The organism is Sphingomonas sp. R647, assembly GCF_020177055.1.
Lineage (GTDB): Bacteria > Pseudomonadota > Alphaproteobacteria > Sphingomonadales > Sphingomonadaceae > Sphingomonas.
On record NZ_JAIQXT010000005.1, the window covers coordinates 498,034 to 520,469 of the forward strand.

22 protein-coding genes and 1 pseudogene are annotated in these 22,436 nt (G+C 67.0%); 14 read left to right on the forward strand and 9 right to left on the reverse strand.

Annotation, left to right across the window (positions count from 1 at the left end; translation table 11 throughout):
• Positions 1-358 precede the first annotated feature (358 nt).
• Both K9B35_RS15395 and K9B35_RS15400 read left to right on the forward strand, forming a co-directional pair.
• Entirely contained in the window at positions 359-1,576 is a 1,218-nt protein-coding gene (locus K9B35_RS15395) for a TCR/Tet family MFS transporter (protein ID WP_224922865.1), read from the forward strand.
• A gap of 48 nt (positions 1,577-1,624) precedes the next feature.
• Positions 1,625-2,329: a glutathione S-transferase N-terminal domain-containing protein gene (locus tag K9B35_RS15400; protein WP_224922866.1), complete on the forward strand. Its 705-nt coding sequence runs from the start codon at positions 1,625-1,627 to the stop codon at positions 2,327-2,329.
• Between the two features lie 105 nt (positions 2,330-2,434).
• Here K9B35_RS15400 and K9B35_RS15405 read toward each other — a convergent pair whose 3' ends face one another.
• The 3 genes and pseudogenes from K9B35_RS15405 to K9B35_RS15415 all read right to left on the reverse strand — a co-directional run bounded on the left by K9B35_RS15405 (position 2,435) and on the right by K9B35_RS15415 (position 3,982).
• Positions 2,435-2,581, reverse strand: a complete 147-nt coding sequence (locus tag K9B35_RS15405; RefSeq protein WP_224922867.1) for a DUF2256 domain-containing protein — start codon at positions 2,579-2,581, stop codon at positions 2,435-2,437.
• 2 nt (positions 2,582-2,583) lie between these two features.
• Positions 2,584-3,371 (reverse strand): annotated as a pseudogene (locus K9B35_RS15410) (SDR family NAD(P)-dependent oxidoreductase).
• The gene (locus tag K9B35_RS15415) at positions 3,368-3,982 is read right to left on the reverse strand and encodes a glutathione S-transferase family protein (protein ID WP_224922868.1); all 615 of its coding nucleotides are present in this window, start codon (positions 3,980-3,982) and stop codon (positions 3,368-3,370) included. Before K9B35_RS15415 ends, K9B35_RS15410 begins: the two are co-directional and overlap by 4 nt.
• An 86-nt stretch (positions 3,983-4,068) precedes the next feature.
• Between K9B35_RS15415 and K9B35_RS15420 the strand changes: the two genes are divergently transcribed.
• The 6 genes from K9B35_RS15420 (at position 4,069) to K9B35_RS15445 (ending at position 10,029) form a co-directional block, all read left to right on the forward strand.
• Positions 4,069-5,595 carry a class I adenylate-forming enzyme family protein gene (locus K9B35_RS15420; protein WP_224922869.1) on the forward strand — a complete coding sequence of 509 codons (1,527 nt, stop codon included), beginning with the start codon at positions 4,069-4,071 and terminating at the stop codon, positions 5,593-5,595.
• Positions 5,592-6,362 (forward strand): thioesterase family protein, encoded by a 771-nt coding sequence (locus tag K9B35_RS15425; protein ID WP_224922870.1) that lies wholly within the window; start codon positions 5,592-5,594, stop codon positions 6,360-6,362. The genes K9B35_RS15420 and K9B35_RS15425 overlap by 4 nt, the downstream gene beginning before the upstream one ends.
• A 107-nt stretch (positions 6,363-6,469) precedes the next feature.
• Positions 6,470-7,207 (forward strand): hypothetical protein, encoded by a 738-nt coding sequence (locus tag K9B35_RS15430; RefSeq protein WP_224922871.1) that lies wholly within the window; start codon positions 6,470-6,472, stop codon positions 7,205-7,207.
• Between the two features lie 83 nt (positions 7,208-7,290).
• On the forward strand, positions 7,291-8,013 hold the full coding sequence (locus K9B35_RS15435; RefSeq protein WP_224922872.1) for a response regulator: 723 nt from the start codon (positions 7,291-7,293) through the stop codon (positions 8,011-8,013).
• Positions 8,010-9,380: a sensor histidine kinase gene (locus tag K9B35_RS15440; protein ID WP_224922873.1), complete on the forward strand. Its 1,371-nt coding sequence runs from the start codon at positions 8,010-8,012 to the stop codon at positions 9,378-9,380. Before K9B35_RS15435 ends, K9B35_RS15440 begins: the two co-directional genes overlap by 4 nt.
• 31 nt (positions 9,381-9,411) lie before the next feature.
• A complete protein-coding gene (locus tag K9B35_RS15445; RefSeq protein WP_224922874.1) occupies positions 9,412-10,029 on the forward strand; it encodes a hypothetical protein in 618 nt (205 codons plus the stop codon).
• A 24-nt stretch (positions 10,030-10,053) separates the two neighbouring features.
• Here the strand turns inward: K9B35_RS15445 and K9B35_RS15450 are convergent, their stop codons facing one another.
• The gene (locus tag K9B35_RS15450) at positions 10,054-10,476 is read right to left on the reverse strand and encodes a VOC family protein (RefSeq protein WP_224922875.1); all 423 of its coding nucleotides are present in this window, start codon (positions 10,474-10,476) and stop codon (positions 10,054-10,056) included.
• A gap of 241 nt (positions 10,477-10,717) precedes the next feature.
• On the opposite strand from K9B35_RS15450, the gene K9B35_RS15455 reads away from it, so the two are divergent.
• Positions 10,718-11,263 carry a hypothetical protein gene (locus K9B35_RS15455; RefSeq protein ID WP_224922876.1) on the forward strand — a complete coding sequence of 182 codons (546 nt, stop codon included), beginning with the start codon at positions 10,718-10,720 and terminating at the stop codon, positions 11,261-11,263.
• Between the two features lie 168 nt (positions 11,264-11,431).
• Here K9B35_RS15455 and ndk read toward each other — a convergent pair whose 3' ends face one another.
• The 3 genes from ndk to K9B35_RS15470 all read right to left on the reverse strand — a co-directional run bounded on the left by ndk (position 11,432) and on the right by K9B35_RS15470 (position 14,196).
• Positions 11,432-11,854, reverse strand: coding sequence for a nucleoside-diphosphate kinase (ndk, locus tag K9B35_RS15460; protein ID WP_224922877.1), 423 nt, complete (start codon positions 11,852-11,854; stop codon positions 11,432-11,434).
• A gap of 418 nt (positions 11,855-12,272) precedes the next feature.
• Complete coding sequence (locus K9B35_RS15465; protein WP_224922878.1) at positions 12,273-12,713, reverse strand: DNA polymerase III subunit chi; 441 nt, start codon at positions 12,711-12,713, stop codon at positions 12,273-12,275.
• A gap of 7 nt (positions 12,714-12,720) precedes the next feature.
• Positions 12,721-14,196 carry a leucyl aminopeptidase gene (locus K9B35_RS15470; protein ID WP_224922879.1) on the reverse strand — a complete coding sequence of 492 codons (1,476 nt, stop codon included), beginning with the start codon at positions 14,194-14,196 and terminating at the stop codon, positions 12,721-12,723.
• A 145-nt stretch (positions 14,197-14,341) separates the two neighbouring features.
• Between K9B35_RS15470 and K9B35_RS15475 the strand changes: the two genes are divergently transcribed.
• From K9B35_RS15475 to K9B35_RS15495, 5 genes are all read left to right on the forward strand, one after another.
• Positions 14,342-16,630: an LPS-assembly protein LptD gene (locus K9B35_RS15475; RefSeq protein WP_412103473.1), complete on the forward strand. Its 2,289-nt coding sequence runs from the start codon at positions 14,342-14,344 to the stop codon at positions 16,628-16,630.
• A 266-nt stretch (positions 16,631-16,896) separates the two neighbouring features.
• On the forward strand, positions 16,897-18,243 hold the full coding sequence (locus K9B35_RS15480) for a peptidylprolyl isomerase (protein WP_224922880.1): 1,347 nt from the start codon (positions 16,897-16,899) through the stop codon (positions 18,241-18,243).
• Positions 18,244-18,246: 3 nt separating this feature from the next.
• Positions 18,247-19,269, forward strand: a complete 1,023-nt coding sequence (gene pdxA, locus K9B35_RS15485) for a 4-hydroxythreonine-4-phosphate dehydrogenase PdxA (protein WP_224922881.1) — start codon at positions 18,247-18,249, stop codon at positions 19,267-19,269.
• Entirely contained in the window at positions 19,266-20,081 is an 816-nt protein-coding gene (gene rsmA / locus K9B35_RS15490) for a 16S rRNA (adenine(1518)-N(6)/adenine(1519)-N(6))-dimethyltransferase RsmA (RefSeq protein ID WP_224922882.1), read from the forward strand. Before pdxA ends, rsmA begins: the two co-directional genes overlap by 4 nt.
• A 69-nt stretch (positions 20,082-20,150) precedes the next feature.
• Complete coding sequence (locus K9B35_RS15495; protein WP_224922883.1) at positions 20,151-20,600, forward strand: antibiotic biosynthesis monooxygenase; 450 nt, start codon at positions 20,151-20,153, stop codon at positions 20,598-20,600.
• Here K9B35_RS15495 and K9B35_RS15500 read toward each other — a convergent pair.
• Positions 20,597-21,103, reverse strand: coding sequence for a tetratricopeptide repeat protein (locus K9B35_RS15500; protein ID WP_224922884.1), 507 nt, complete (start codon positions 21,101-21,103; stop codon positions 20,597-20,599). The genes K9B35_RS15495 and K9B35_RS15500 overlap by 4 nt on opposite strands.
• A gap of 29 nt (positions 21,104-21,132) precedes the next feature.
• On the reverse strand, positions 21,133-22,320 hold the full coding sequence (locus K9B35_RS15505) for an RsmB/NOP family class I SAM-dependent RNA methyltransferase (RefSeq protein WP_224922885.1): 1,188 nt from the start codon (positions 22,318-22,320) through the stop codon (positions 21,133-21,135).
• Positions 22,321-22,436: the final 116 nt, after the last annotated feature.

The following is a 22,436-nucleotide window of genomic DNA, read 5'->3' on the forward strand; positions in this document are numbered from 1 at the left end:
TGCAGCTGTTTAGAAGGTGCGGTATGGATTACGCTACGTCAAGTCGGGATCGCGAAGCGAACATGTCGCCTCCCAGCGGTGAATTTCACCGGAAGCGAACATGTCGCGTGGCTTCGCGCCATTTGTCGCAAAGCCCGCAGGACATTTGCCCAGCGGGAATGATAGCAAGTCCATCCCAATGACGTGCGGTGCGCGCCTTACCCATTTCGTCGCCCGGGGCTTGACCCGTGGCAAGGCTTCTTACGGGGGAAGGCAGTCTGGTCCCGGCTCAAGGCCGGGACGACGATGGGTTGGAGCGATGCGCTTCCGTGCCGCCACGATCGATCGTACAAGAACGCCCAAAGCGGGGGGCAGGGGCATGAAGTTCGGACATCGCGCGGTTCCGATCGCGCTGGCGGCGGTGTTGATCGATGCGATCGGGTTCGGGATCGTCATTCCGGTGCTGCCGACGCTGATCGTCGAGTTGAGCGGAGCGACGCTGACCGATGCGACGCGGATCGGCGGGGCGCTGGCGATCGTGTTTGCGCTGGCGCATTTCTTTGCCGCACCAATCCTGGGCAATCTGGGCGACCGCTATGGCCGGCGGCCGGTGATCCTGGCGGCGATGCTGATCTTTGCGGTCGACTATGCGCTGATGGCGTTCGCGCCAACGATCGCCTGGCTGTTCGCCGGGCGGCTGATCGCGGGCATAGCAGGCGCGGTCTATGGCCCGGCCAATGCGATCCTGGCCGACGTGACCCCGCCGGAGAAGCGCGGCGCGACATTCGGCCTGATGGGCGCAGCGTTCGGGATCGGGTTCGTCGTCGGCCCGGCGATCGGCGGCCTGCTCGCGGGCTTTGGTCCGCGCACGCCATTCATGGTGGCGGCGGCGCTGGCGGCGATCAACGCGACATGGATCTTCTTCATCCTGCCCGAGACGCTGGCGCCCGAGCATCGCCGCGCCTTTTCATGGAAGCGCGCCAATCCGCTCGGCACCTTCCGCCCGCTGTTCGCGATGAAGGGCGCGCTGCCGCTGCTTGCCGTCGCGTTCATCTGGCAGCTGGCGCATCAGGTGTATCCGGCGACTTGGGCATTCTACGCCGAGCTGGCGCATGGCTGGGACAGCCGCGCGATCGGCTGGTCACTGGCGGCGTCGGGCACGGCGATGGCGCTGACGCAGATTTTCGTGACCGGGCGCGCGATTGCTGCGCTGGGCGAGGCGAAGACACTGATGATCGGGCTGATCGTCGGCACGATCGCCTATGCCGCCTATGGCTTCGCGACGCAGGGGTGGCAGGTGTACGTGATCCTGATGTTCGGGGCGTTGCAGATGCTCGCCTACCCCTCGCTCAACGCGATGCTGAGCCGGCGGGTCGATGCCGCCAATCAGGGCGCGTTGCAGGGCGGGATGGCGAGCATTGCCAGCATCGCCGCGATCCTGGGGCCGCTGAGCCTGACGCAGACTTTGGCCTATGGCGCCGAACATGGCTTTCCGGGTGCGGCCTTTGCGCTGGCGGCGGTGATGACGACGGTTGCGGCGGGGATCGTGCTGGTCTTCGTGCTGCGGCGTGGGCGTGCGGCGGAGCCGGTTGCGTAAGCTGCGGGCCACCCCATTTGTGCGGCTCCCCCGCTGGAGACTTGCCCGATGATCGACCTGCATTACTGGCCCACGCCGAACGCCCACAAGATCACGCTGTTTCTGGAGGAGGCCGGCCTCCCCTATTCGATCGTGCCGGTGAACATCGGTCAGGGCGAGCAGTTCAAGCCCGATTTCCTGAAGATCGCGCCGAACAACCGCATGCCCGCGATTGTCGACCATGATCCGGTCGATGGCGGCGAGGCAATCAGCGTGTTCGAGAGCGGGGCGATCCTGCTGTACCTCGCCAACAAGACCGGACGCTTCTTTGGCCCCGAGCAGCGCGACAAGATCGTGCAGATGCAGTGGCTGATGTGGCAGATGGGTGGCCTTGGCCCGATGGCGGGGCAGAACCACCATTTCAACCGCTACGCGCCCGAGCAGATTCCGTACGCGCAGAAGCGCTACATCGACGAGACCAACCGGCTGTACGGCGTGCTCGACCGCCAGCTCGCGGGCAAGCCGTTCGTCGGGGGCGAGGACTATTCGATCGCGGACATGGCGATCTATCCATGGATCGTGCCGTACGCAGCGCAGAGCCAGGATCTGAACGACTTCGCGCATGTGAAGCGCTGGTTCGAGGCGGTTGCCGCGCGGCCGGCGACGGTGCGGGCCTATGCCAAGGGTGAGGAAGTGCGGCCGGGGAATCCGGTGATGACCGACGAGCAGAAGAAGGTGCTGTTTGGGCAGACAGCGGCGGTAACGAAGGGGTGAGGATTCTGCTTTCTTAGCCCCTCCCGCTTGCGAGAGGGGCGGGGAAGAAGAAGATCCTCAACCAACCCTCTCCCGCGAGCGGGAGGGGGCTAAAAAGAGGGTGCCTCAGTCCTTTGCCGGTCCCGCCGCGCGGCAGCGGTCGGAGCAGTATTTGACGTTATCCCAGTCGCGTTCCCATTTCTTGCGCCACGCGAACGGGCGGGCGCAGGCGGCGCAGAGCTTGGTCGGGAGATTGAGCTTCTTGTGCGCCAAGTTCAGCCTTTTCCGGGTCGCCGCGATAGTCCGACATCGAGATGGGCGCCGGCGTCAAGCAACACAACCTCTCCGGTGATGACTCGGCTGGACGGGTCGAGCAGGTTGACGATCGGTCCGGCGATATCGTCGGCATGGGCAGCCATCTGCATCGGAGTCTGGCTGGCGATATAGGCCTCGAATTTGTCGAACGCTTCGGGGGTCATCCGTTCGCTGAACCAGCCGGTGCCGACATAGCCCGGCGCGACGGCGTTGACTCGGATCGCGGGGCGAGCACGCGGGCGAGGCTTTTGGTCATCGTCGCCAGTGCGCCCTTTGACGCGGCATAGGCGACCGAGGAGCCGTTGCCGAACACGCCGGCGACCGAGGCGATGTTGACCACCGCGCTCGCTGGCCCTTCGCGCATGGCGGGGGCGCAGGCGCGGATCATCTGGAACGGGGCGATGGTGTTGAGGCGGTAGATGTCGAGAAAATCGTCGGCGGTCAGCGCTTCAAGGTCTTCGTGATTGGCGAATTTGGTCTTGCCGGCATTGTTGACCAGCAAGTCGATGCGGCCGAATGCCTCCCTCGCCGCAGCGGCGAGTGCGCGGCACTGGGCGTCGTCGGCGATGTCGGCCTGGACCGCGATCGATCCGTTCGCCAGTTCCGCCGCCAGCGCCTCGGCCGCGTCGCGGCTGTTGGCGTAATTGATGACGCAGCGCACGCCGCGCGCGGCCAGCCGCCGGACCACCGCTGCGCCGATGCCGGTGCCGCCACCGGTGACGATAGCGGCCATTCCCTCCATGGTCATGCAGCGGCGCTCGGGCGCGCGGTGACGCGGCGGTGCCAGTCGTTGAGGCGGGCATGTTCCTCAGCGATGGTCAGGCCGATGAAGGTGCCGAAATCGATCGTGGTGAGCAGCAGGATGTCGGCCATCGTGTAGGTCTCGCCCGCGACGTACGGGGTCTCGCCGAGCGCTTGGTCGAACAGGGCGTGGGCGCGGGCGACGAGCGTGCGGTTGCTCTCGCCGAACTCCTTATACTGGTGCGGCACGACGCGCGCGGTGAAGGGGTGGGTGTGGATCCAGATCATGCCGGTCGGGACCATCAGGCGCAGCTCGACGCGGCGGCTCCACATTTCGACCTGTGCGATTTCGGTCGGGGTGCTGCCGAACAACGGCGGTTCCGGGTGCAGTGCCTCGAGATAGCGGCAGATAGCGACGCTTTCGGACAGGCAGGTTCCGTCATCGGTTTGCAGCGCTGGCGTCTGGCCGAGCGGGTTTACGGCCTTGAAGTCTTCGCTCTTGTGCTCGCCCTTCATGATCGACACATCCTGTGTCGGCAGGGTGATCCCCTTTTCCGCAGCGAAGATGCGGACGCGGCGGGGATTGGGGGCGGGCATCGCCGAATCGTAGAACAGCATCGACCTCTCCTCGTCATTTTTCGAAGATCGCGTATGGCAGCGAATGGCGGTTTCGCATAGCAGTTGATGCGAATCGAGGAGTGGGGATGCAGACAGCGGCGGAAATCCTGGCCGGGCCATTCGGGACCTTGCCCGAGCTTATCGCTGCTCATGCGCGCGACCAGGCGGACAAGCTGGCGGTGGTGCATGGCGATGATGCGCTGAGCTATGCGCAGCTCGATGCGCGGATGGACGCGATTGCGGCGGCGTTGCAGCGCGACGGGCTGGTGCGCGGACAGGCGGTGGCGATTATCGGGGCGATGGGCGTCGACTATGCCGCGATCTTCCTCGGCGCGATCCGGGCGGGCGGGGCTCCGGCGCCGATTGCGCCCTCCTCCACCGGCGATCAGATGGCGGCGATGGTTGGCGACAGCGGCGCGGGGGTGGTGTTCCTCGATGCCGATGCCGCCGCGACGCTGGGCGACCGCGCGGTGGCGGCGCGGCGGGTGATGCTGGACCCAGAGGCGCTGGATGCGTGGCTGGCGGGTGTGGGTGCGCCCTCCCCGGTCGAACTGCGGCCCGAAGATCCGTTCAACATCATCTATTCGAGCGGCACGACCGGCACGCCCAAGGGGATCGTGCAGCCACATGCGATGCGTTGGGCGCATGTCGCGCGGGGCGACGCGGCGGGCTTTGCCGAGGCGGTGACGATGATCGCGACGCCGCTCTATTCGAATACGACCCTGGTCAGCTTCATCCCGACGCTGGCCTGGGGCGGGACGGCGGTGCTGCTGGGCAAGTTCGATGCACGCGCTTTTCTGGAGGCGGCGGAGCGGCATCGCGGCACGCATGCGATGCTGGTGCCGGTCCAGTATCAGCGGATCATGGCGCTGCCCGATTTCGATGCGTTCGATCTGGCCAGCTTTCGGTTGAAGACCTGCACCAGCGCGCCGTTTTCCGCGGCGCTCAAAGCCGATGTCGTGGCGCGCTGGCCGGGGTTGCTGGTCGAATATTATGGGATGACCGAGGGGGGCGGCACCTGCATCCTCAACGCGACCGCGCATCCCGACAAGCTGCACACGGTCGGCCAGCCCGCGCCGGGGCACGACATCCGCCTGATCGATGAGGACGGGCGCGAGGTCACGCAGGGTGAGATGGGCGAGGTCGTCGGGCGCAGCGGGGCGATGATGTCCGGCTATCACGGGCGCAAACAGGCGACGTCGGAGGCGGAGTGGTTCTGCGCGGATGGCAACCGCTTCATCCGCCATGGCGATGTCGGTCGGTTCGATGACGACGGCTTCCTGATCCTGATGGACCGGAAGAAGGACCTGATCATTTCGGGCGGGTTCAACATCTATCCGAGCGATCTGGAGGCGGAGTTGCGCCAGCATCCGGGCGTGCGCGATTGCGCGGTGGTTGGCGTGCCCTCGGAGCAATGGGGGGAGACGCCGGTGGGGTTCTATGTCCCCTTCGGCGCGACCCCGGCGGGGGAGATATTGGCGGCGGTCAATGCTGGCCTTGGCAAGACCCAGCGGCTGAGCGACCTGATCGCGATCGAAGAGTTGCCGCGCAGTGCGATCGGCAAGGTGCTGAAGCGCGAATTGCGCGACCTGTATGTGGAGAACCGCCCATGACTTCGCTTATCGACCTGCTGGCATCGGCGCAGCGTAACGAGACGGGCTTCACGACTGAGATTCCCTCCAACTGGTTGCAGGGGCGCACGGCCTATGGCGGGCTATCGTCGGCGCTGGCGCTGGCGGCGGCGAAGCAGATTGAGCCGGATCTGCCGCCGCTGCGGTCGGCGCAGGTGGCGTTTGTCGGGCCGCTATCAGGGCCGGTGACGGTGACCGCGACCAAGCTGCGGCGCGGGCGCAATGCCGCGTTCATTCAGGCGGATATCGTCAGCGAAGCCGGGCTGGGGCTGCGCACCACGTTCGTGTTCATGGCGCAGCTGGAGTCGGCGATCGACCATGACGGCACCGCCGCCGCGCGCCATGCGCCGCCGCCTGCGGATGCCGAGCTCTACACCGGGCCGAAGGAGTTCTTCACCGGCAATTTCAACTTCTTCGACCTGAAGGCCGACACCCGCCCGACGCAGTGGTTGCGCTGGGGGCGGCTGATCGACCGGGCGGGGCTGGACCCGGAGGTCGAACTGATGGCGCTGGGCGACGCACTGCCGCCCGCGGCGTTCAGGCTGTTCGCCAAGATGACGCCGCTGTCGTCGCTGACCTGGCAGGTGAATATTCTGCGGCCCGCGCCGGTGACGCGCGACGGCTGGTGGCTGCTGGAGGCGGAGACCGACAGCGCACGCAGCGGCTATTCGAGCCAGACAATGCGGATGTGGGATGCGGACGGGAAGCTGGTGGCCGAGGGGACGCAGGGCGTGGCGATTTTCGGCTAGCCCGACACAATTTGCGACAACTTCCCCGCACGCTGACAAATGGCTGCGACAGGCGGGGTTCAGAAGGGCATCACTGCGGCGCCCCCTGCCGCGTGACAGGAGCCCGTATGAAGAAATTTCTCACCACCGCCGCGATCGGCGCGATGCTGACTGCGGGCGCCGCGGTCGCGATGCAGGGCCAGGCCCCCACCCCGCCCAAGGCGCCGGTGTCCAAGGCCGAGATGCTCGCCCGTGCCGATGCGCGGTTCGACCGGCTCGACACCAACAAGGACGGCCAGCTTAGCGCGGAAGAGCGCAAGGCCGGCATGGACGCCGCACGCTCGGCCCAAAGTGAAAAATCTGGGCCCGAGAAGAAGGGCGGCGAGCTGCAGGACTTCATGCCCGGCGGTCGTCGCGGCGGTGGCGGCATGGGCGAGCGGATGATGGCGCGCGTCGACACCAATGGCGACGGCATGATCAGCAAGGCGGAGAACCGCGCGATGGTCGAGGCACGCTTTGCCCGGATGGACGCCGACAAGGACGGCATGGCCGAGGCTGGCGAGGCGCGCAAGGGCATGGGCAAGCGCGGCGAAGGCCGGGGCGGCAAGGCCAAGGGCATGCGCGGCGGTCGCGGTGGCGGCGCCGGCATGATGATGGCCGACATCAACAAGGACGGCGCGATCAGCAAGGCCGAGTTCGACGCGCAGTCGGCACAGCGCTTCGCCAAGCTCGACACCAATAGCGACGGCAAGATCGACGCGACCGAGATGCAGGCGCAGCGCGACAAGGCACGCGACAAGATGAAGAAGATGCGCGAGCGCCGCGGACAGACACCGCCGCCCCCGCCCTCCCCCCAGGGCGCGTGACGGCGATGCCGGGCGGGTTTGACGACCTCCTCCGTGCCCGCCCGGCACTTCCCGAGCGGGCGGAATCTGCTAACTCCAACGAGATGACCAACGAGACCCCGCATTTGCTGCTCGTCGATGACGAGCGTTCGATCCGTGAGCCGCTGGCGCAATATCTGACCAAGCAGGGGTTTCGCGTGACCCAGGTCGGCGATGCAGAGGCGGCGCGGACGCGGTTGTCGGCCTATTCGATCGACCTCGTCGTGCTCGACATCATGATGCCGGGCGAGGATGGGCTGAGCCTGTGCCGCCATATCCGCGCGACCAGCGAAGTGCCGGTGATCCTGCTGACCGCCAAGAGCGAGGAGACCGACCGCATCGTCGGCCTTGAGATGGGCGCGGACGATTATGTCGTGAAGCCCTTTTCCCCGCGCGAACTGGCGGCGCGGATCAAGGTGGTGCTGCGCCGGATGCAGGCGGGCGGCACGCGCCAGCATGCGCCCGAGAGCGGCAGCTATGCCTTTTCGGGATGGGTGCTCAAGACCGGCGAGCGCGCTTTGGTCGGCCGCGATGGCGTGTCGGTGCCGCTGTCGACTGGCGAGTACAACCTGTTGCTCGCGCTGGTGATGCGCCCGCGCGCGGTGCTGACCCGCGACCAGCTGCTCGACCTGACGCAAGGCCGTGAGGCGGCGGCGTTCGACCGTGCGATCGACAATCAGGTCAGCCGGCTGCGCAAGAAGATCGAGCCGGATGCCAAGACCCCGACGCTGATCAAGACCGTGTGGGGCGGCGGCTACACGCTGGCGAGCGACGTTACCAAGCTGTGACCCGCCCCCATGTCCTGAAGCGGCTGATCCCGAGCAGCCTGACCGGCCAGATCGCCCTGCTGGTCGCGCTTGCGCTGTTCGTGGCGCAGGCGATCAATTTCGGCCTGATCCTGCGCGAGCGGCGGATGCTGCGCTTTGAACAGGTCACCGCCCCCGCGATCACGCGCGTCGTCGATGCCGCCGAGCGCATCCGCGACGGCCGCTTTCGCGATCCGCCGGATGGGCGCAAAGCGCGACTTCGGCTGGAGCCGACCAATCCGATTCCTGCCGGGCTGCGCAGCAAGCCCGAGGTCGAGGAAGGCATCCGCTTGTCGCTGGCCGAGGCAGGGATTCCGGTCGGGCGGATCATCACCGGGGTGCGCAAGCTGTCGGCGACCGACCCGCGCTTTGCCCGGATGAACGCGATGCGCGCCGAGCGGCTGAAGCGGCTGGGCGGCGAGATGATCGTTGCGGTCGAACTGCCCGGCAAGGGCTGGCTGGTGCTGACATCGGCCTGGCCGCGGAGCGATGTCGACATCATCTGGCGGCTGATTCTGCAGACGCTGATCATCTATGCCGTGGTGCTGGTCCCGGTGCTGTGGGTCGGCGCGCGCGTCAATCGGCCGTTGCGCTCGCTCGCCGACGCGGCGCGTGGGTTCAGCCCCGGTGCGGCTCCCGAGCCGATCGAGGAGCGCGGGCCGGGCGATGTGCGCGCGGTGATTGCCGCGCATAATCTGATGCGCAGCCGCGTGACGGCGATGCTGGATGAGAAGGACCAGATGCTCGGCGCGATCGGGCATGATCTGCGCACGCCGCTCGCCGCGTTGCGCGTGCGGATCGAGTCGGTCGAGGACGACGAGGATCGTGCGCGGATGGCCGACACGATCGACGAGATGAACCGCACGCTCGACGATATTCTGAGTCTGGCGCGGCTGGGCCGGCCGAGCGAGCAGCCAACCGAGACCGATTTGTCGGCGCTGATCGACGCGGTGGTGGACGATTTCCGCGATCTCGGCGCACAGGTCGAATATGAGGACGGCCATCGCCTGACCCGCCGCATCCGCCCGTCGCTGATGCGCCGCGCGCTGCGCAATTTGATCGAGAATGCGATCAAATATGGTGGCGGGGCCGAAGTGACGCTGAGCCATGATGCCAGCGGCGTGCGGATCGAGGTCGCCGATCGCGGCCCCGGCATCCCGCCCGAGCAGATCGACGCCGTGTTCGATCCGTTCACGCGGCTCGACCCGTCGCGCAACCGCACCACCGGCGGCGTCGGCCTTGGCCTGACGCTCGCCCGTGCGATCGTGCGCGAGGCGGGGGGCGATATCACGCTGACGAACCGCGAGGGCGGCGGGCTGTGCGCGACGATCACGCTGCCGGGGCGGTGACACTGGGACAGCGCGAACCTATGCTGAAGGGATGAGCGAAACGCCCGAGGAGACACCCGCCGAGAAAGCGGAATCGCGCGCGATCCGCCGCCGCTGGCTCACGATCGGTGAACTGGTCGCGGTGGCAGGAGTGGTCGTCGCCGCAGTGTCCTTGTGGCTGAACTGGGCGGACAAACGCAGCGATGAAGCGCAGAAGGCGGCGGAGGCGCGCCAGGCGGCCGCCGTTGAAACCCGCCTCAATCTGCGCGCCAGCGTGGGAGACGGCGGGCGCGAAGTAACGCTCTCCGATCCGGCGCACGAGATTATCGACACGACCATCGCGTTTCCAACGGCGCTCGCGCTTGAGGGGCGAGGGTTGGTGTTGCCGCGGATCGAGACGACGGTCTTTGCCCGTCCGCTTCTGGAAGCGACGGACAAGGGTCCAGACGAACGTGAAGGGCGGCTGCCGGTGCTGGTGACCGTCAGCTATCGCGCGGGGGACACCATCAAGCAGGATCGGGCGATCGTCGAACTGGTGTGGCGCACCAGCGGGCGCATACTCGCCGGTCGCGACGTGCGCATCGAAGCGGCGCGAATCCGCGAACGCGGTGGAGACCAGGCGCGCATCGACGCGCTCTGGTCCCGGGAACGCGCACGGCTGGGGGCGTAGGGCTCGACCCTACGCACGGCCCGATTACACGCCGAACGTAATGTGACCCTCCGCATTTATTGACCATGCCGGGTTCCAGGCAATTTCCCAGCCATGGTCGTCGGGGTCCGCAACATAGCCGCGAAAGCCGCCATGAGGGGGCGCATCGCCCCTGCGGAGCAGCGTTCCACCCGCCGAGATCAGCGTGTCGAGAAGCGGCTGAACCTGCGCCTGATCCGCGACATTGTGCGCGAGCGCGAATGCGCCCGGCGACTTGAGTCCCGTGCGCTGCATGTCGATTTCGAGCGCGGCGGTGAGCCAGGTAGCGAGAACGAAGCCATTCATCTGATAGAAGATGATTTCCTCAGTCTCGAAGACAGGCGTCCAGCCGAAACCCTCCGCGTAGAATCTGCGCGAGCGCGCCAGATCAGCCACGCCCAATGTGATCACCGACATCTGTTGATTCATCTCAAAACCCTCCATCGGCGCCGCTCCATTGCTGACAGCGCTCAAGGTCTTGGGACTCGACGCCGCAGCGAAGGTCAGGGCCTGCTTGCCGGCAGGGACCGGGCTAACCGCACCGCTCTTCCCTTTTTCGACTGGCAGATCATAGCATCGCCGGAATGCCGGGACAATGTCCGCAGGGCGGCAAGCGGCGCATTGACATGGCGACGGCCGCGCCCGACCAAGCGGGTCGGGGGGACATGGTGTGAGCGGGTTCGAGTTCATCTTTTCGCTGTTCGGGCTGATCCTGGGCCTGGCGCTGGCCGAGGGGTTGGGCGGGTTGACCCGCGCGATCAAGGCGCGGGGGATCCGGACGATCGGCTGGTCAACCGGGCTGCTCGGCCTGTTCGTGTCGTGCGACGTGGTGACATTCTGGATGTATGGCTGGGCGATGCGCGACCAGCTGCCGCTGAGCTGGCCGGTGATGTTCGGCGGGTTTCTGGTGACTGCGGTGTACTATGTCGCGACGGCGCTGGTGTTTCCCGACGCGGTCGACCGCGACAGCGACCTCGACGCGCATTTCGAGCGCAATTACCGCACGGTGATGGGCGCGTTGTTGTTCTGCAACGCGGTGCTGATCGGGCTGGTGTTTGCGCTGCTCTCCCCCACGCTTGACCTGCGCAGCGCGATCCTGACCATTTCGTTCTTCCCGGTCAGCCTGATCGCGATTTTTGTGCGCAAGCGGCCGGTGGTGATCGCGTGCCTGATCTGGCTGATCGCGCTCTATCCGCTGTCGGCGGTGTGGCATTAGTTTGTTGGCTGCGCCGAAGCGGCACCGGCCCGCTCCCCCACCCGGCCATCCATAGGATACTGACGTTGGGTGGCCGGGTGGGGGAGCCGGCCGGTGCCGGACAACCGAAAACCAAAACGGGCCGGAGTTGCCCCCGGCCCGCTTCGTCTGGTCAGGTGATCGGATCGATCAGCCGACGATTTCTTCCGGCTTGAAGAAATAGGCGATTTCGATCGCTGCATTCTCGTCGCTGTCCGAACCATGGACGGTGTTGGCTTCGATCGATTCGGCCAGTTCCTTGCGGATCGTGCCCGGCTCGGCATTGGCGGGGTTGGTTGCGCCCATGATGTCGCGGTTGCGCTGCATGGCGTTCTCGCCCTCGAGTACCTGCACGACGACCGGGCCGGAGATCATGAATTCGACCAGCTCACCGAAGAAGGGGCGCTCCTTGTGCACCGCGTAGAAGCCTTCGGCCTGTTCGCGGGTCATGTGGATGCGCTTGCTGGCGACGACGCGGAGGCCCGCTTCCTCCAGCATCTTGGTGACCGCACCGGTCAGGTTGCGGCGGGTGGCATCGGGCTTGATGATCGAAAAAGTACGGGTCGCGGCCATGGCCGTGCGGCTCCTGTTTTTGGGGGATGGGATTGCGCGCGCCTCTAGTCGGGTGCGGGCGTGGTGGCAAGGGGGCGGGATGCGCTATGGCGCGGGCGGCGACGGATCGGTGCGGAAGTCCACCGCACGAAATCCCACGCGCTGCAGTGTGTATATTGCTGCACCGACGCATCGATACGGCGTCTCAACGTCGCCACGGAGCTGTGCGCGCCGGGTTTTGCTCGCTTCACGACCGGCGATGACGCTCAGCTGATCCAATGTAACCTCCAGCCCCGCCACGCGAAACACGCAACCGTTCGTGACCGCATGGACGGTCGCAACGAAGGGTTGTCGATCCCGCGTCTTCGCGCATCCCGCCAAGGACGATACTGCGAGCAAGCCGAAAACGATCGCTCGCGTCGTCAGGCCCGCGCCCATCTCAGGCCGCCTGTGCCCAGCGGCCGTTTTCGTCCTGTTTCCAGTAGCGGCGCTCGACGCCATCGCGGTCGGCGAGGGTCTTCCACGCGATCCGGGCGGCGCCGATGCTGTCTTCGCCGAAAAAGTGGAAGGCGCGGTCGAAGGTCAGGGCTTCGTCGCGCCATTCGCCGTCGATCAGCGCGACATGGCGTGCGCCGTTGCCGGGCGCGACCGCTTCGCCGATCAGCACCGGCTGCAGGCTGTCGTCCCCTGCCCCGGCCTGCGCGTGGGGCAGGAAGCTGTCGGGACGGAAGGTCCACAGCAGCTGATCGATCCGGCGGCGCTGTTCGGCGTCGGCGGAGACGATCAGCAGGCGCTGGCCGGTTTCCACCACCTTCGCCGCGATCTGCGGAAGCGCGCGCTCCAGCGGGGTCGTGGTGAGGTGGTAGAAATCGACCTGCATCACCCGATCACCGCTCGAAATTTTCGCGGATATAGCGGTCGAGCAGGCGGACGCCGTAGCCGGTTGCGCCCTTGTCGTAGTTCGGGCCGGGCTTGTCGGCCCAGACCATGCCGGCGATGTCGAGATGCGCCCAGCGCACGCCGGGATCGACGAAGCGCTGAATGAACTGCGCCGCAGTGATCGATCCGGCGCCGCGCGGGCCGACATTCTTCATGTCGGCGATCGGGCTGTCGATCAGCTTGTTATACGCGTCGCCGAGCGGGAAGCGCCACAGATGGTCGCCGGTCGCGCGGCCAGCCGAGAGCAGTTCCTCAGCGAGGCCATCATCGTTGGCGAAGAGGCCGCCATGCTCGCTGCCCAATGCGATGATCATCGCGCCGGTCAGCGTGGCGAGGTCGACGATCGTCTTGGGACCATGCGTGCGCTGGACCCAGGTGACTGCGTCGCACAGCACCAGACGCCCCTCGGCATCGGTGTTGATGACTTCGATCGTCTGGCCGGACATCGAGGTGACGACGTCGCCCGGACGCTGCGCGTTGCCGTCGGGCATGTTCTCGACAAGGCCGCACACGCCGATCACGTTCGCCTTGGCCTTGCGCAGTGCGAGCGCTTTCATCGCGCCGGCAACGGCACCGGCGCCGCCCATGTCCCACTTCATGTCTTCCATGCCGGCAGCGGGCTTGATCGAGATGCCGCCGGTGTCGAAGGTCACACCCTTGCCGACCAAAGCGACATCGACGTCACCCTCGCCCTTGCCGTTCCAGCGCATCGCAAGCAGGCGGGCCTCACGGCGCGAACCCTGTGCAACGCCGAGCAGCGCGCCCATGCCGAGCTTTTCCATGTCGGCGCGGTCGAGCACGGTGATCTCGACGCCGAGGTCCGCGAGGTGGCGGCAACGCTCGACGAAGCTTTCGGGGTAGAGGATGTTTGGCGGCTCGGACACGAGCGTGCGGGTCAGTTCCATGCCCTGGGTCACCGCGTCGAGCGTCGCCCAACTCGAATCGCTGTCGGCGGGGGCGTTGGCGAGGGTCAGGGTGTCGAGCGTCGGCTTCTGCTTGTCGGCGAGCTTGGTGCGATAGACGTCGTGGCGCCAGCCGCGCTGCACGGCGGCGGCGGCGAAGCGCGCAACCGCGCGGGCCGTCGGCGCGCCACCCAATGCCGCGAAGTCGACCGTCACGGCGGTGACGCCGGAGGTCAGGAAGCGCGCGGTCAGGGCGCCGCCGGCGCGCTCATAATCCGCCTCGCTGCCCGAACCGACGCCGAGCAGCAGGATGCGGTTCGCCGCTTCGCCGCCGGGTACGAAGATTTCAGCGATCGCGCCTGCTTCACCCTCGAACCGGCCCGCGCGCGCGGCGCCACGGACCAGCGCCAGCGTCGCGTCATCGAGCGTGCCCGCCGGCATCCGGTCCAGCCCGTCCTTTTCGACCGGGAGCGCGAGCACCGCCGCATCGGCGGGGCGGGTGGCAGAAAAAATGACCTGCATGAAGCTTCCTGTTCCTGTGATCGTTAGCGGATCGGTGGGCCGCGATTCCGGCCTATCTAGGCGCGGCATCCGACCGGGGCAACGCCGGGCGATTGCGAAGCGGGCCGTGCGGTGCGATAGGGCTGGTTCGGCCCTGCGCGGGGCGATGGTGCGTATAAAGGGGTTTTCGAGGAACGTGACGCGCAAGGCTCTGCTACTCGCCGGGGTCGTCCCGCTGGCCCTGTGCCTGGCTCCGGGCGCAATTGCGCACGGCGCGCAGGACCTTCAGGACCGTGCGGTCGAACCGCCGCCCCCATCCGAAACCCCGCTGCCCGACGATCCCAACCAGATCCAGTTTTCGGCCGATCTCGCCGAATATGATTCGAACGACGATGTCGTAACGGTCAGCGGCGATGTGCGCCTGTTCCGCGAGGGCAACCGCCTGCGCGCGGACAAGGTGATCTGGAACCGCAAGACCGGGCAGGTCGTGGCGAACGGCAATATCGCGGTCACCAACCCTGAGGGCGACACCGCCTATGGCGACCGGATCGAGCTGACCGATTCGCTGAAGGACGGCGCGATCGAGAATATGCTCGTCGTGCTGGAGCAGGGCGGACGCATCGCGGCGGAGCGGGGCACGCGCGAGGAAGGCGGGGTGATCCGGGTCGATCGCGCGGCCTATACCCCGTGCGCCGTGGTCGATTCGGGCAATTGCCCCAAGGAACCGTCGTGGAAGATCACTGCGGTCCGGGTCGTCTATGATCCGGCAAAGCAGCGGATCCGCTACACCGGCGCGCGCGTGTCGCTGTTCGGTATCGCCTCGCTTCCGCTCCCGGTGTTTTCGCATTCGGTGGGCGACGGCAATGCCAGCGGCCTGCTCGCGCCCGAGCTGCGTTACGACGCGGTCAACGGGTTCGAGGTCGCACTGCCCTATTATTTCAGCCTCGCGACCAACCGCGACCTGACGGTGACGCCACGGCTGTTCACCGGCGCGCTGCCGATGGTGCAGGCGCAGTATCGCCATCTGCTCGACAAGGGCGCGTTCAGCGTGACCGGCTATGGCACCTATAGCCGGCGCAGCGACGATTTCGTGTCGCCCACGCTGGGCGTGTCGACCGAAAATGCGTTTCGCGGCTATATCGACGCGGTTGGCAAATATCAGTTCGACGAGAATTGGAGCACCAGCGGATCGGTGCGGCTGGCGAGCGACCGCACCTTCCTGCGCCGCTACGACATTTCCAGCGACGACCGGCTGCGCAACAATTTGCGGGTCGAGCGGATCGACCGCGATTCCTATTTCTCGATCAATGGCTGGTTCGTCCAGACGCTGCGCCCGACCGAAAATCAGGGGCTGCAGGCGGTGGCGCTGCCCGAGATCGACTATCGGCTGCGCTTTGGTCAGGATCTGATCCCCGGCGGGCGGTTCGAGTTGCAGGCCAACAGCCTGGCGATCGGGCGCGGCGCGGGTCAGGATACCCAGCGCGCCTTTGCCTCGCTGCGTTACGATCTGCGCAAGCTGACCTCCTGGGGACAGGAAGTGACGCTGACCGGTTATGCCCGGGGCGATGTGTACAACACCCAGGATACCGCCGCGACGACCGTCGCCAGCTATCGCGGGCTTGAGGGGTTCCGTGGCCGCGCGATCGGGGCGGTCGCGCTCGACGTCAAATGGCCGCTGATCGGCGAAGCGTTCGGCGGCACGCAGCGCGTCACCCCGCGCTTCCAGATCGTCGCGGCGCCGCGCATCGACAATTTCGATGTGCCCAACGAGGACGCGCGGTCGGTGGATCTTGAGGATTCCAACCTGTTCGCGCTCAATCGATTCCCCGGATATGACCGGTTCGAGGATTCGACGCGGTTCACCTTTGGCGTCGACTACGCGCTGTACCTGCCGGGCATTTCGATCGAGGCGAATGTCGGGCAGAGCTATCGCCTCAATTCGCGCGCCTCGATCCTGCCGAACGGGACGGGGCTCGACGACCGACTGTCGGACATCGTCGGGCGGACGGTGGTGCGGTATCGCGACTTCGTGTCGTTCACCCACCGCTACCGCGTGGACAAGGACAATTTTGCGGTGCGCCGCAACGAGATCGACGCCACGGTCGGATCGCGCACCACCTTCGTCACGCTCGGCTATCTGCGGCTCAACCGCAATATCGGCTTTGCGCTGGAGGATCTGCAGGATCGCGAGGAAGCGCGGGTTGGCGCGCGGGTGCAGATTGCGCGCTTCTGGTCCGCATTCGGGTCGGCGGTGGTCGATCTGACCGATGCCGAAGAGGATCCGACCTCGATCGCCGACGGGTTCGATCCGGTGCGGCATCGCCTGGGCGTGGAATATGAGGACGACTGCATCCGCATCGGCCTGACCTGGAAGCGCGATTACCAGACCACTGGCGACGCGCGGCGGGGCAATTCCTTCCTGTTCACGCTGGCGCTGAAGAATCTGGGGCGGTGAGTTTCGAATAATCCTCCCCCGCCAGGGGGAGGTTTCAGCGCAGCTGACGGAGGGGGAGGAAGCACGACGGCAAGAGGCTCAAGCACGCAGCCGCCCTCCCCCTCCGTCGCCTTCGGCGCCACCTCCCCCTGGCGGGGGAGGATTAAGATGCATCCGATCATGACCATTGCGGCGATAGATTACAGGCCGTAAGCCCCAGTTCAGGCACAATTGGCGATTACACGACCCCGATGAATGTATCGGACAGGTTTCAGGCACAGGTGAAAATGACTTCGAAAGTCGCGCGTTTCGGCCGGATTGCGGCCCTTGTTCTGGGTATTGCGGGCAGCACCGCCATCGCGGCGCAGACCGTCGATGATGGCGCGGTGCCGTCCACGGCGAACCTGAACCTGCCCGAAAACCTGCAGCTGTTCGGCAAGGCCGACCCGAATGTTCGCAAGCCGACGGCGATCATCAACGGCTATGTGCTGACCCGCACCGAGGTCGATCATCGCGTCAACCTGGCGATCGCGATCAATCAGTGGAAGCTCTCCGACGCGGAGAAGGACCAGTTGCGCATGCAGGTGCTGCGTCTGTTGATCGACGAGACGATCCAGATCCAGCAGGCCAAATCGGAAAGCGTGTCGATTTCCGCCGAGCAGATCGAACGCAGCTTTGCCGGGATCGCGCGCCGCTATGGCCGTTCGCCCGACGAAATGCGCGTGTGGCTGAAGGAAGTCGGGTCGTCGGAGCGCTCGTTCCGCCGCCAGATCGAGGGCGAATTGTCGTGGCAGGCGGTGATCCGCCGCAGCGTCAATCCGTTCATCAATGTCGGCGACTATGAGATCGCCCAGATCATCGACACGATCGAGAAGTCCAAGGGCACCAACGAATTTCACCTGCGCGAAATATATATCTCGGCAACGCCGGAGCGCGCGGGCGAGGTATTCCAGGCGATGCAGCAGATGATCCAGCAGATGCAGCAGGGTCGCCCGTTCGAATATTTCGCGCGCATGTCCGAGGCCACCACCAGCGCGCAGGGCGGCGATCTAGGTTGGGTGCGCCCCGAAATGCTCCCCGCTGCCCTGGCGCAGGCGGCGCAGCAGATGCAGGTCGGTCAGGTTGCCGGTCCGATCGAAGTGCCGGGCGGGTTTTCGATCCTGTATCTCGTCGACAAGCGTCAGGTCGGCATGCCCGATCCGCGCGATGCGAAGCTCAGCCTGCGCCAGCTGACGGTCAAGTTCCCAGCGGGCATCACCCAGGCACAGGCGACCGCCAAGGTCGCCGAGTTCGCCGCGGTGCTGAAGGCGACCAATGGCTGTGGCGCGGTGGGCAAGGCCGCCGAAACGCTGGGCGCCGATGTGATCGACAATGACGCAGTGGTTGCGCGCGATCTGCCGCCGCAGCTGCAGGACCTGATCCTCGGCCTGCAGGTCGGTCAGGCGACCCCGCCGTTCGGATCGCCAAGCGAGGGCATCCGTGCACTCGTCCTGTGCGGGCGTGACGATCCCAAGACCGCTGCGGCCCCGTCGGCCGATGCGATCCGCGACGGCCTGGAAGAGCGTCGCACGAACCTGCGCGCCCAGCGGCTGCTCAAAGATCTGCGCCGCGACGCGATCATCGAGTATCGTTGAGCCGTGAGCGGCGCGCTGCGCCCGCTCGCGGTTGCGATGGGCGACCCTGCGGGGATCGGCCCGGAGATTATCGGCAAGGCATGGCGCAGCCGCGAGCTGCACGCGCTCGCCCCCTTCTTCGCGGTCGGTGAGCCGGGCGCGATTGCGGCGGTGTGGGATGGGCCCGTGGCGCGGATCGGCAGCCCGGATGAGGCGCGCGGCGCGTTTGACGACGCGCTGCCGGTGCTGGCCGTCGATTGCTCTGCCTCCGTTCAGCCGGGTTTGCCGGATGTTGCGGGTGCGCGCTGTGCCCTGAGCAGTCTGGAGCTGGCGACGGGCCTCGCGCGATCAGGCGCGGCGGGCGGATTGGTCACCGGGCCGGTGTCGAAGGCGCAGCTTTATGCGATCGGCTTCACCCATCCCGGACAGACCGAGTTCGTCGCCGAACGCTGTGGCGTTGCGCCGCAGAACGCCGTGATGATGCTCGCCGGGCCGACGCTGCGCGTGGTGCCGGTGACGACGCATATCGCGCTGGCGGAGGTTGCGGCGACGATCACCATCCCGCTGATTCTGGCCAAGGCGCGGGCGACTGCGCGCGGTCTTGCCCGCAATTTCGGGATCAGCGCGCCACGCCTCGCCTTTGCCGGGCTCAACCCGCATGCGGGCGAAGGCGGTGCGATCGGGCGCGAGGAGATCGAGCTGCTGATCCCTGCGATCGAGCAGCTGCGCGCCGAAGGGATCGACGCGACTGGGCCGTTTGCAGGCGACACCATGTTCCATGCACGGGCGCGCGCGACCTATGACGCGGCGATCTGCCTGTACCATGATCAGGCGCTGATCCCGCTCAAGACGCTGCATTTTGACGAGGGCGTCAATCTGACGTTGGGCCTGCCGATCGTGCGGACGTCACCCGATCACGGCACTGCGTTCGGCATTGCCGGGCAGGATATGGCCGAGCCGGGCGCGATGATCGCGGCGATCCGGATGGCGGCGCAGGCGGCGGAGCATCGTGCCGTCTATGACGCCGAACAGGCGGCAAGCGCGTGAGCAAGCTACCCCCGCTGCGTGAGGTGATTGCGAAGCACGGGCTGTCCGCCAGCAAGGCGCTGGGCCAGAATTTCCTGTTCGATTCGCAGTTGCTCGACCGGATCGCGCGGGTGCCGGGCGACCTGAAGGGCGCGGAAGTGTTCGAAGTCGGCCCCGGTCCCGGCGGCCTGACCCGCGCGCTGCTGGGTGCGGGGGCGCAGGTGACCGCAGTAGAGCGTGACCGGCGCTGTATCCCCGCACTGGAGGAACTGAGCGAGGCGTTTCCGGGGCAGCTCACGGTGATCGAAGGCGATGCGCTGGAGGTAGATGCCCCGGCGCTGTTCACGGGTAAGCCGCATATCGCGTCGAACCTGCCCTACAATGTCGGCACGGCCTTGCTGGTCGGCTGGCTGTCGGCCGAGTGGGAGCCGTGGTGGGCGAGCCTGACGCTGATGTTCCAGAAGGAAGTCGCCGAGCGCATCGTCGCGACGACCGACAGCGATCATTATGGCCGCCTCGCCGTGCTGGCGCAGTGGCGCAGCAGCGCACGGATCGCGATGCCGGTGCACCGCAGCGCCTTCACCCCGCCGCCCAAGGTGATGTCGGCGGTGGTGCACATCGTACCCGGCGACGAACCGCCGGGGGTGAAGTTCAAAATGCTGGAGCGCCTGACCGCCGCAGCCTTCGGCCAGCGGCGCAAGATGCTGCGCCAGAGTTTGAAGGCGGTGCCCGGCGCGGTGGAGGCGGCGGAGGCGCTGGGGATCGACCCGACGCGGCGGGCGGAGACGGTGAGCGTCGCGGAGTTTGTCGCGCTGGCGCGGGCATTGTCCTAAGCGGGCGATGCTCCCGGGAATGAAGCCTGAACCGGATCGGGCGGCGACTCGGGCTTCCCCGGAGGCGATATGGTTTTCGTGAGCATCACCCGGCTACGCATTCGATCGTGGCGGTTCATGCCAGGCTTCGCGATCGCAGCGTTGCGCACGCGCGCGCAGGTCAGGCGCGCCGAGGGGTTTCTGGCGGGATCGCTGCTCCCCGATGGCAAACGCACGTTCTGGACGATGACGCTGTGGCGAGATCAGGCCGCCATGCGACGCTATATAGCGAGCGGCGCGCATCTGAAGGCGATGCCAAAGCTGATGCACTGGTGCGACGAGGCGAGCATCGTGCACTGGGAACAGGATGACGCGGTAGCGCCCGACTGGACCGAGGCAGACCGGCGCATGCGCGCCGAGGGCAGGCCATCCAAGCTCCGCCAGCCCTCAAGCCGTCATGGCGATCTGACCTACGCCGCGCCGCGAACGACCGGCGCCGTCGCGATGCCCGCGACGGCCGCGCAATCGGGATACGATTAGTTCTTCTTCTCTTCCGCCTTCGGAGCCGGAACGACCTGAGCGGTCGCGGTCGCCGGTGGCCCCTTGGCGATCGCTGCCGATAGCTGGGTCGCTTCGGCGCAATTGCCGCACAGCGTCTTGAGGCGCGCGAGATTTTCCTTGGCGCGTTCGACTGCACCCTTTTGCACCATCGCTTCGCCCTGACCGCGCAGTGCGGCCTGATCGTTCGGTTCGAGCGTCAGCGCCTCACGGTAAAAGCGGATCGCCTTGCCGGGAAGGCCCTGTGCGCGGGCGATTTCGGCGAGCACGAGATAGCCGGCGCGGTTGCGCGGATCGACCGCAAGCGCGCTTTCGATCAGGCCGTTGGCGGTGTCGAGATCACCGGAGGCGCGCGCCGCCTTGCCGCGTTCGAGCAGCGCGACCGACCGGGCGTCGATCTGGTCGTCGGCGCGCTGGGCATTGAGCGAGGTCGAAACGCTGAGCAGCGCGAGCGCTGCAGCCGCCGACACGAGCGAGATACGCATGACAATCTCCGGACGTGGAATGGATAGGGCTAACACGCGCGCACCAGCCGCGCGACAAAAAAGCCGTCGGTCGCGTCGCTGAGCGGGGTGAGGCGCATGCCCGGGCCATGCGGCGTGCCGAGCGGGAGCGCAACCGGCTCCGCACGGAACGCCGGGTTGCGGGCGAGGAACGCGGACACCTGATCCGCGCCCTCGGCATCGAGCAGCGAGCAGACGATATGAATGAGCGCGCCGCCGGGGCGGACGAGCGTCGCCGCAACGTCGAGCAGGCGAGCCTGCGTCTCGACCAGCCGGGCGAGCCGCGCGGGGTTAAGCCGCCAGCGCGCTTCGGGATTGCGGCGCCAGGTGCCGGTGCCGGAGCAAGGGGCGTCGATCAGCACCACGTCCGCACTGTCGGCCCAATCGGCCAGCGCCTCAACTTCCCGGTTCGGGTTGAGCAGGCGGGTTTCGACGATGGTTACACCGGCCCGCTGTGCGCGCGGAGCAAGGCGCGAGAGGCGGGTGCGGTCGCTGTCGGTGGCAAGGATCGCCCCCTCCCCCGCCATCGCTGCGGCGAGCGCAAGCGTCTTGCCACCGCCGCCCGCGCACAGGTCGACCACGCGCATGCCGGGCGCTGCGGCGGCGGCGAGGGTTACGGCCTGGCTGCCGGCATCCTGCACCTCGAACCAGCCCGCGTCATAGGCGTCGCTTTTGTCCACCTGCGTATCGGCGGACAGGCGCAGCGCGAGGTCGAGGCCGGGGATCGGCGCGGAGTCGGGGAAGGCAGCGGCGAGGTGGTCGCGGTCGGCTTTCAACGGGTTGACGCGCAGGTCGAGCGGGGCGCGGTCGAGCAGGGCGGCAGCCTGATCGCCATCGACGCCCGAGGCGGCGAGCGCGTCGATGAGCCAGGCGGGGGCGACGCCGGGCGTGGCGGCGGGCTCACCGGGCGTGATCGGCGCGGGGCCATAGGGCGACCCGTCAAAGGTCGCGGCGAGATCGGGGTCGCGCGCCGCCAGCGCCAGCATCGCCGCACGCCCGCTCGCCGGCACCGCGCCGCACAGCCGGATCGCATCATAGACCAGCGCGCGGATCGCACGCCGATCCTTTGACCCGGCATAGCGCCGCGCGGCGAGTTCGCGCGCGATCAGCACGTCCCCCGACGCCCCGCCCTCACGCGCGGCGGTGAGGATCGTATCGAGCAGTTCGATGGCAGTCCGGGTGCGCGCAGCTGGGGTCATCATGTTCCCTTAGGGAATGTTTCAGCAAAGCTGAAACGGTTGCGGCACCGGCCCGCTCCCCCACCCGGCCACCCATAGAATACACTGTCGTTGGGTGGCCGGGTGGGGGAGCGGGC

Coding starts and splice junctions, on each gene's coding strand:
- K9B35_RS15395 (WP_224922865.1), top strand. CDS start 359: ATGAAGTTCGGACATCGCGCGGTTCCGATCGCGCTGGCGGCGGTGTTG.
- K9B35_RS15400 (WP_224922866.1), top strand. CDS start 1,625: ATGATCGACCTGCATTACTGGCCCACGCCGAACGCCCACAAGATCACG.
- K9B35_RS15415 (WP_224922868.1), bottom strand. CDS start 3,982: ATGCTGTTCTACGATTCGGCGATGCCCGCCCCCAATCCCCGCCGCGTC.
- K9B35_RS15420 (WP_224922869.1), top strand. CDS start 4,069: ATGCAGACAGCGGCGGAAATCCTGGCCGGGCCATTCGGGACCTTGCCC.
- K9B35_RS15425 (WP_224922870.1), top strand. CDS start 5,592: ATGACTTCGCTTATCGACCTGCTGGCATCGGCGCAGCGTAACGAGACG.
- K9B35_RS15430 (WP_224922871.1), top strand. CDS start 6,470: ATGAAGAAATTTCTCACCACCGCCGCGATCGGCGCGATGCTGACTGCG.
- K9B35_RS15435 (WP_224922872.1), top strand. CDS start 7,291: ATGACCAACGAGACCCCGCATTTGCTGCTCGTCGATGACGAGCGTTCG.
- K9B35_RS15445 (WP_224922874.1), top strand. CDS start 9,412: ATGAGCGAAACGCCCGAGGAGACACCCGCCGAGAAAGCGGAATCGCGC.
- K9B35_RS15450 (WP_224922875.1), bottom strand. CDS start 10,476: ATGAATCAACAGATGTCGGTGATCACATTGGGCGTGGCTGATCTGGCG.
- ndk (WP_224922877.1), bottom strand. CDS start 11,854: ATGGCCGCGACCCGTACTTTTTCGATCATCAAGCCCGATGCCACCCGC.
- K9B35_RS15465 (WP_224922878.1), bottom strand. CDS start 12,713: ATGCAGGTCGATTTCTACCACCTCACCACGACCCCGCTGGAGCGCGCG.
- K9B35_RS15470 (WP_224922879.1), bottom strand. CDS start 14,196: ATGCAGGTCATTTTTTCTGCCACCCGCCCCGCCGATGCGGCGGTGCTC.
- K9B35_RS15475 (WP_412103473.1), top strand. CDS start 14,342: ATGGTGCGTATAAAGGGGTTTTCGAGGAACGTGACGCGCAAGGCTCTG.
- K9B35_RS15480 (WP_224922880.1), top strand. CDS start 16,897: ATGACTTCGAAAGTCGCGCGTTTCGGCCGGATTGCGGCCCTTGTTCTG.
- K9B35_RS15495 (WP_224922883.1), top strand. CDS start 20,151: ATGGTTTTCGTGAGCATCACCCGGCTACGCATTCGATCGTGGCGGTTC.
- K9B35_RS15500 (WP_224922884.1), bottom strand. CDS start 21,103: ATGCGTATCTCGCTCGTGTCGGCGGCTGCAGCGCTCGCGCTGCTCAGC.
- K9B35_RS15505 (WP_224922885.1), bottom strand. CDS start 22,320: ATGACCCCAGCTGCGCGCACCCGGACTGCCATCGAACTGCTCGATACG.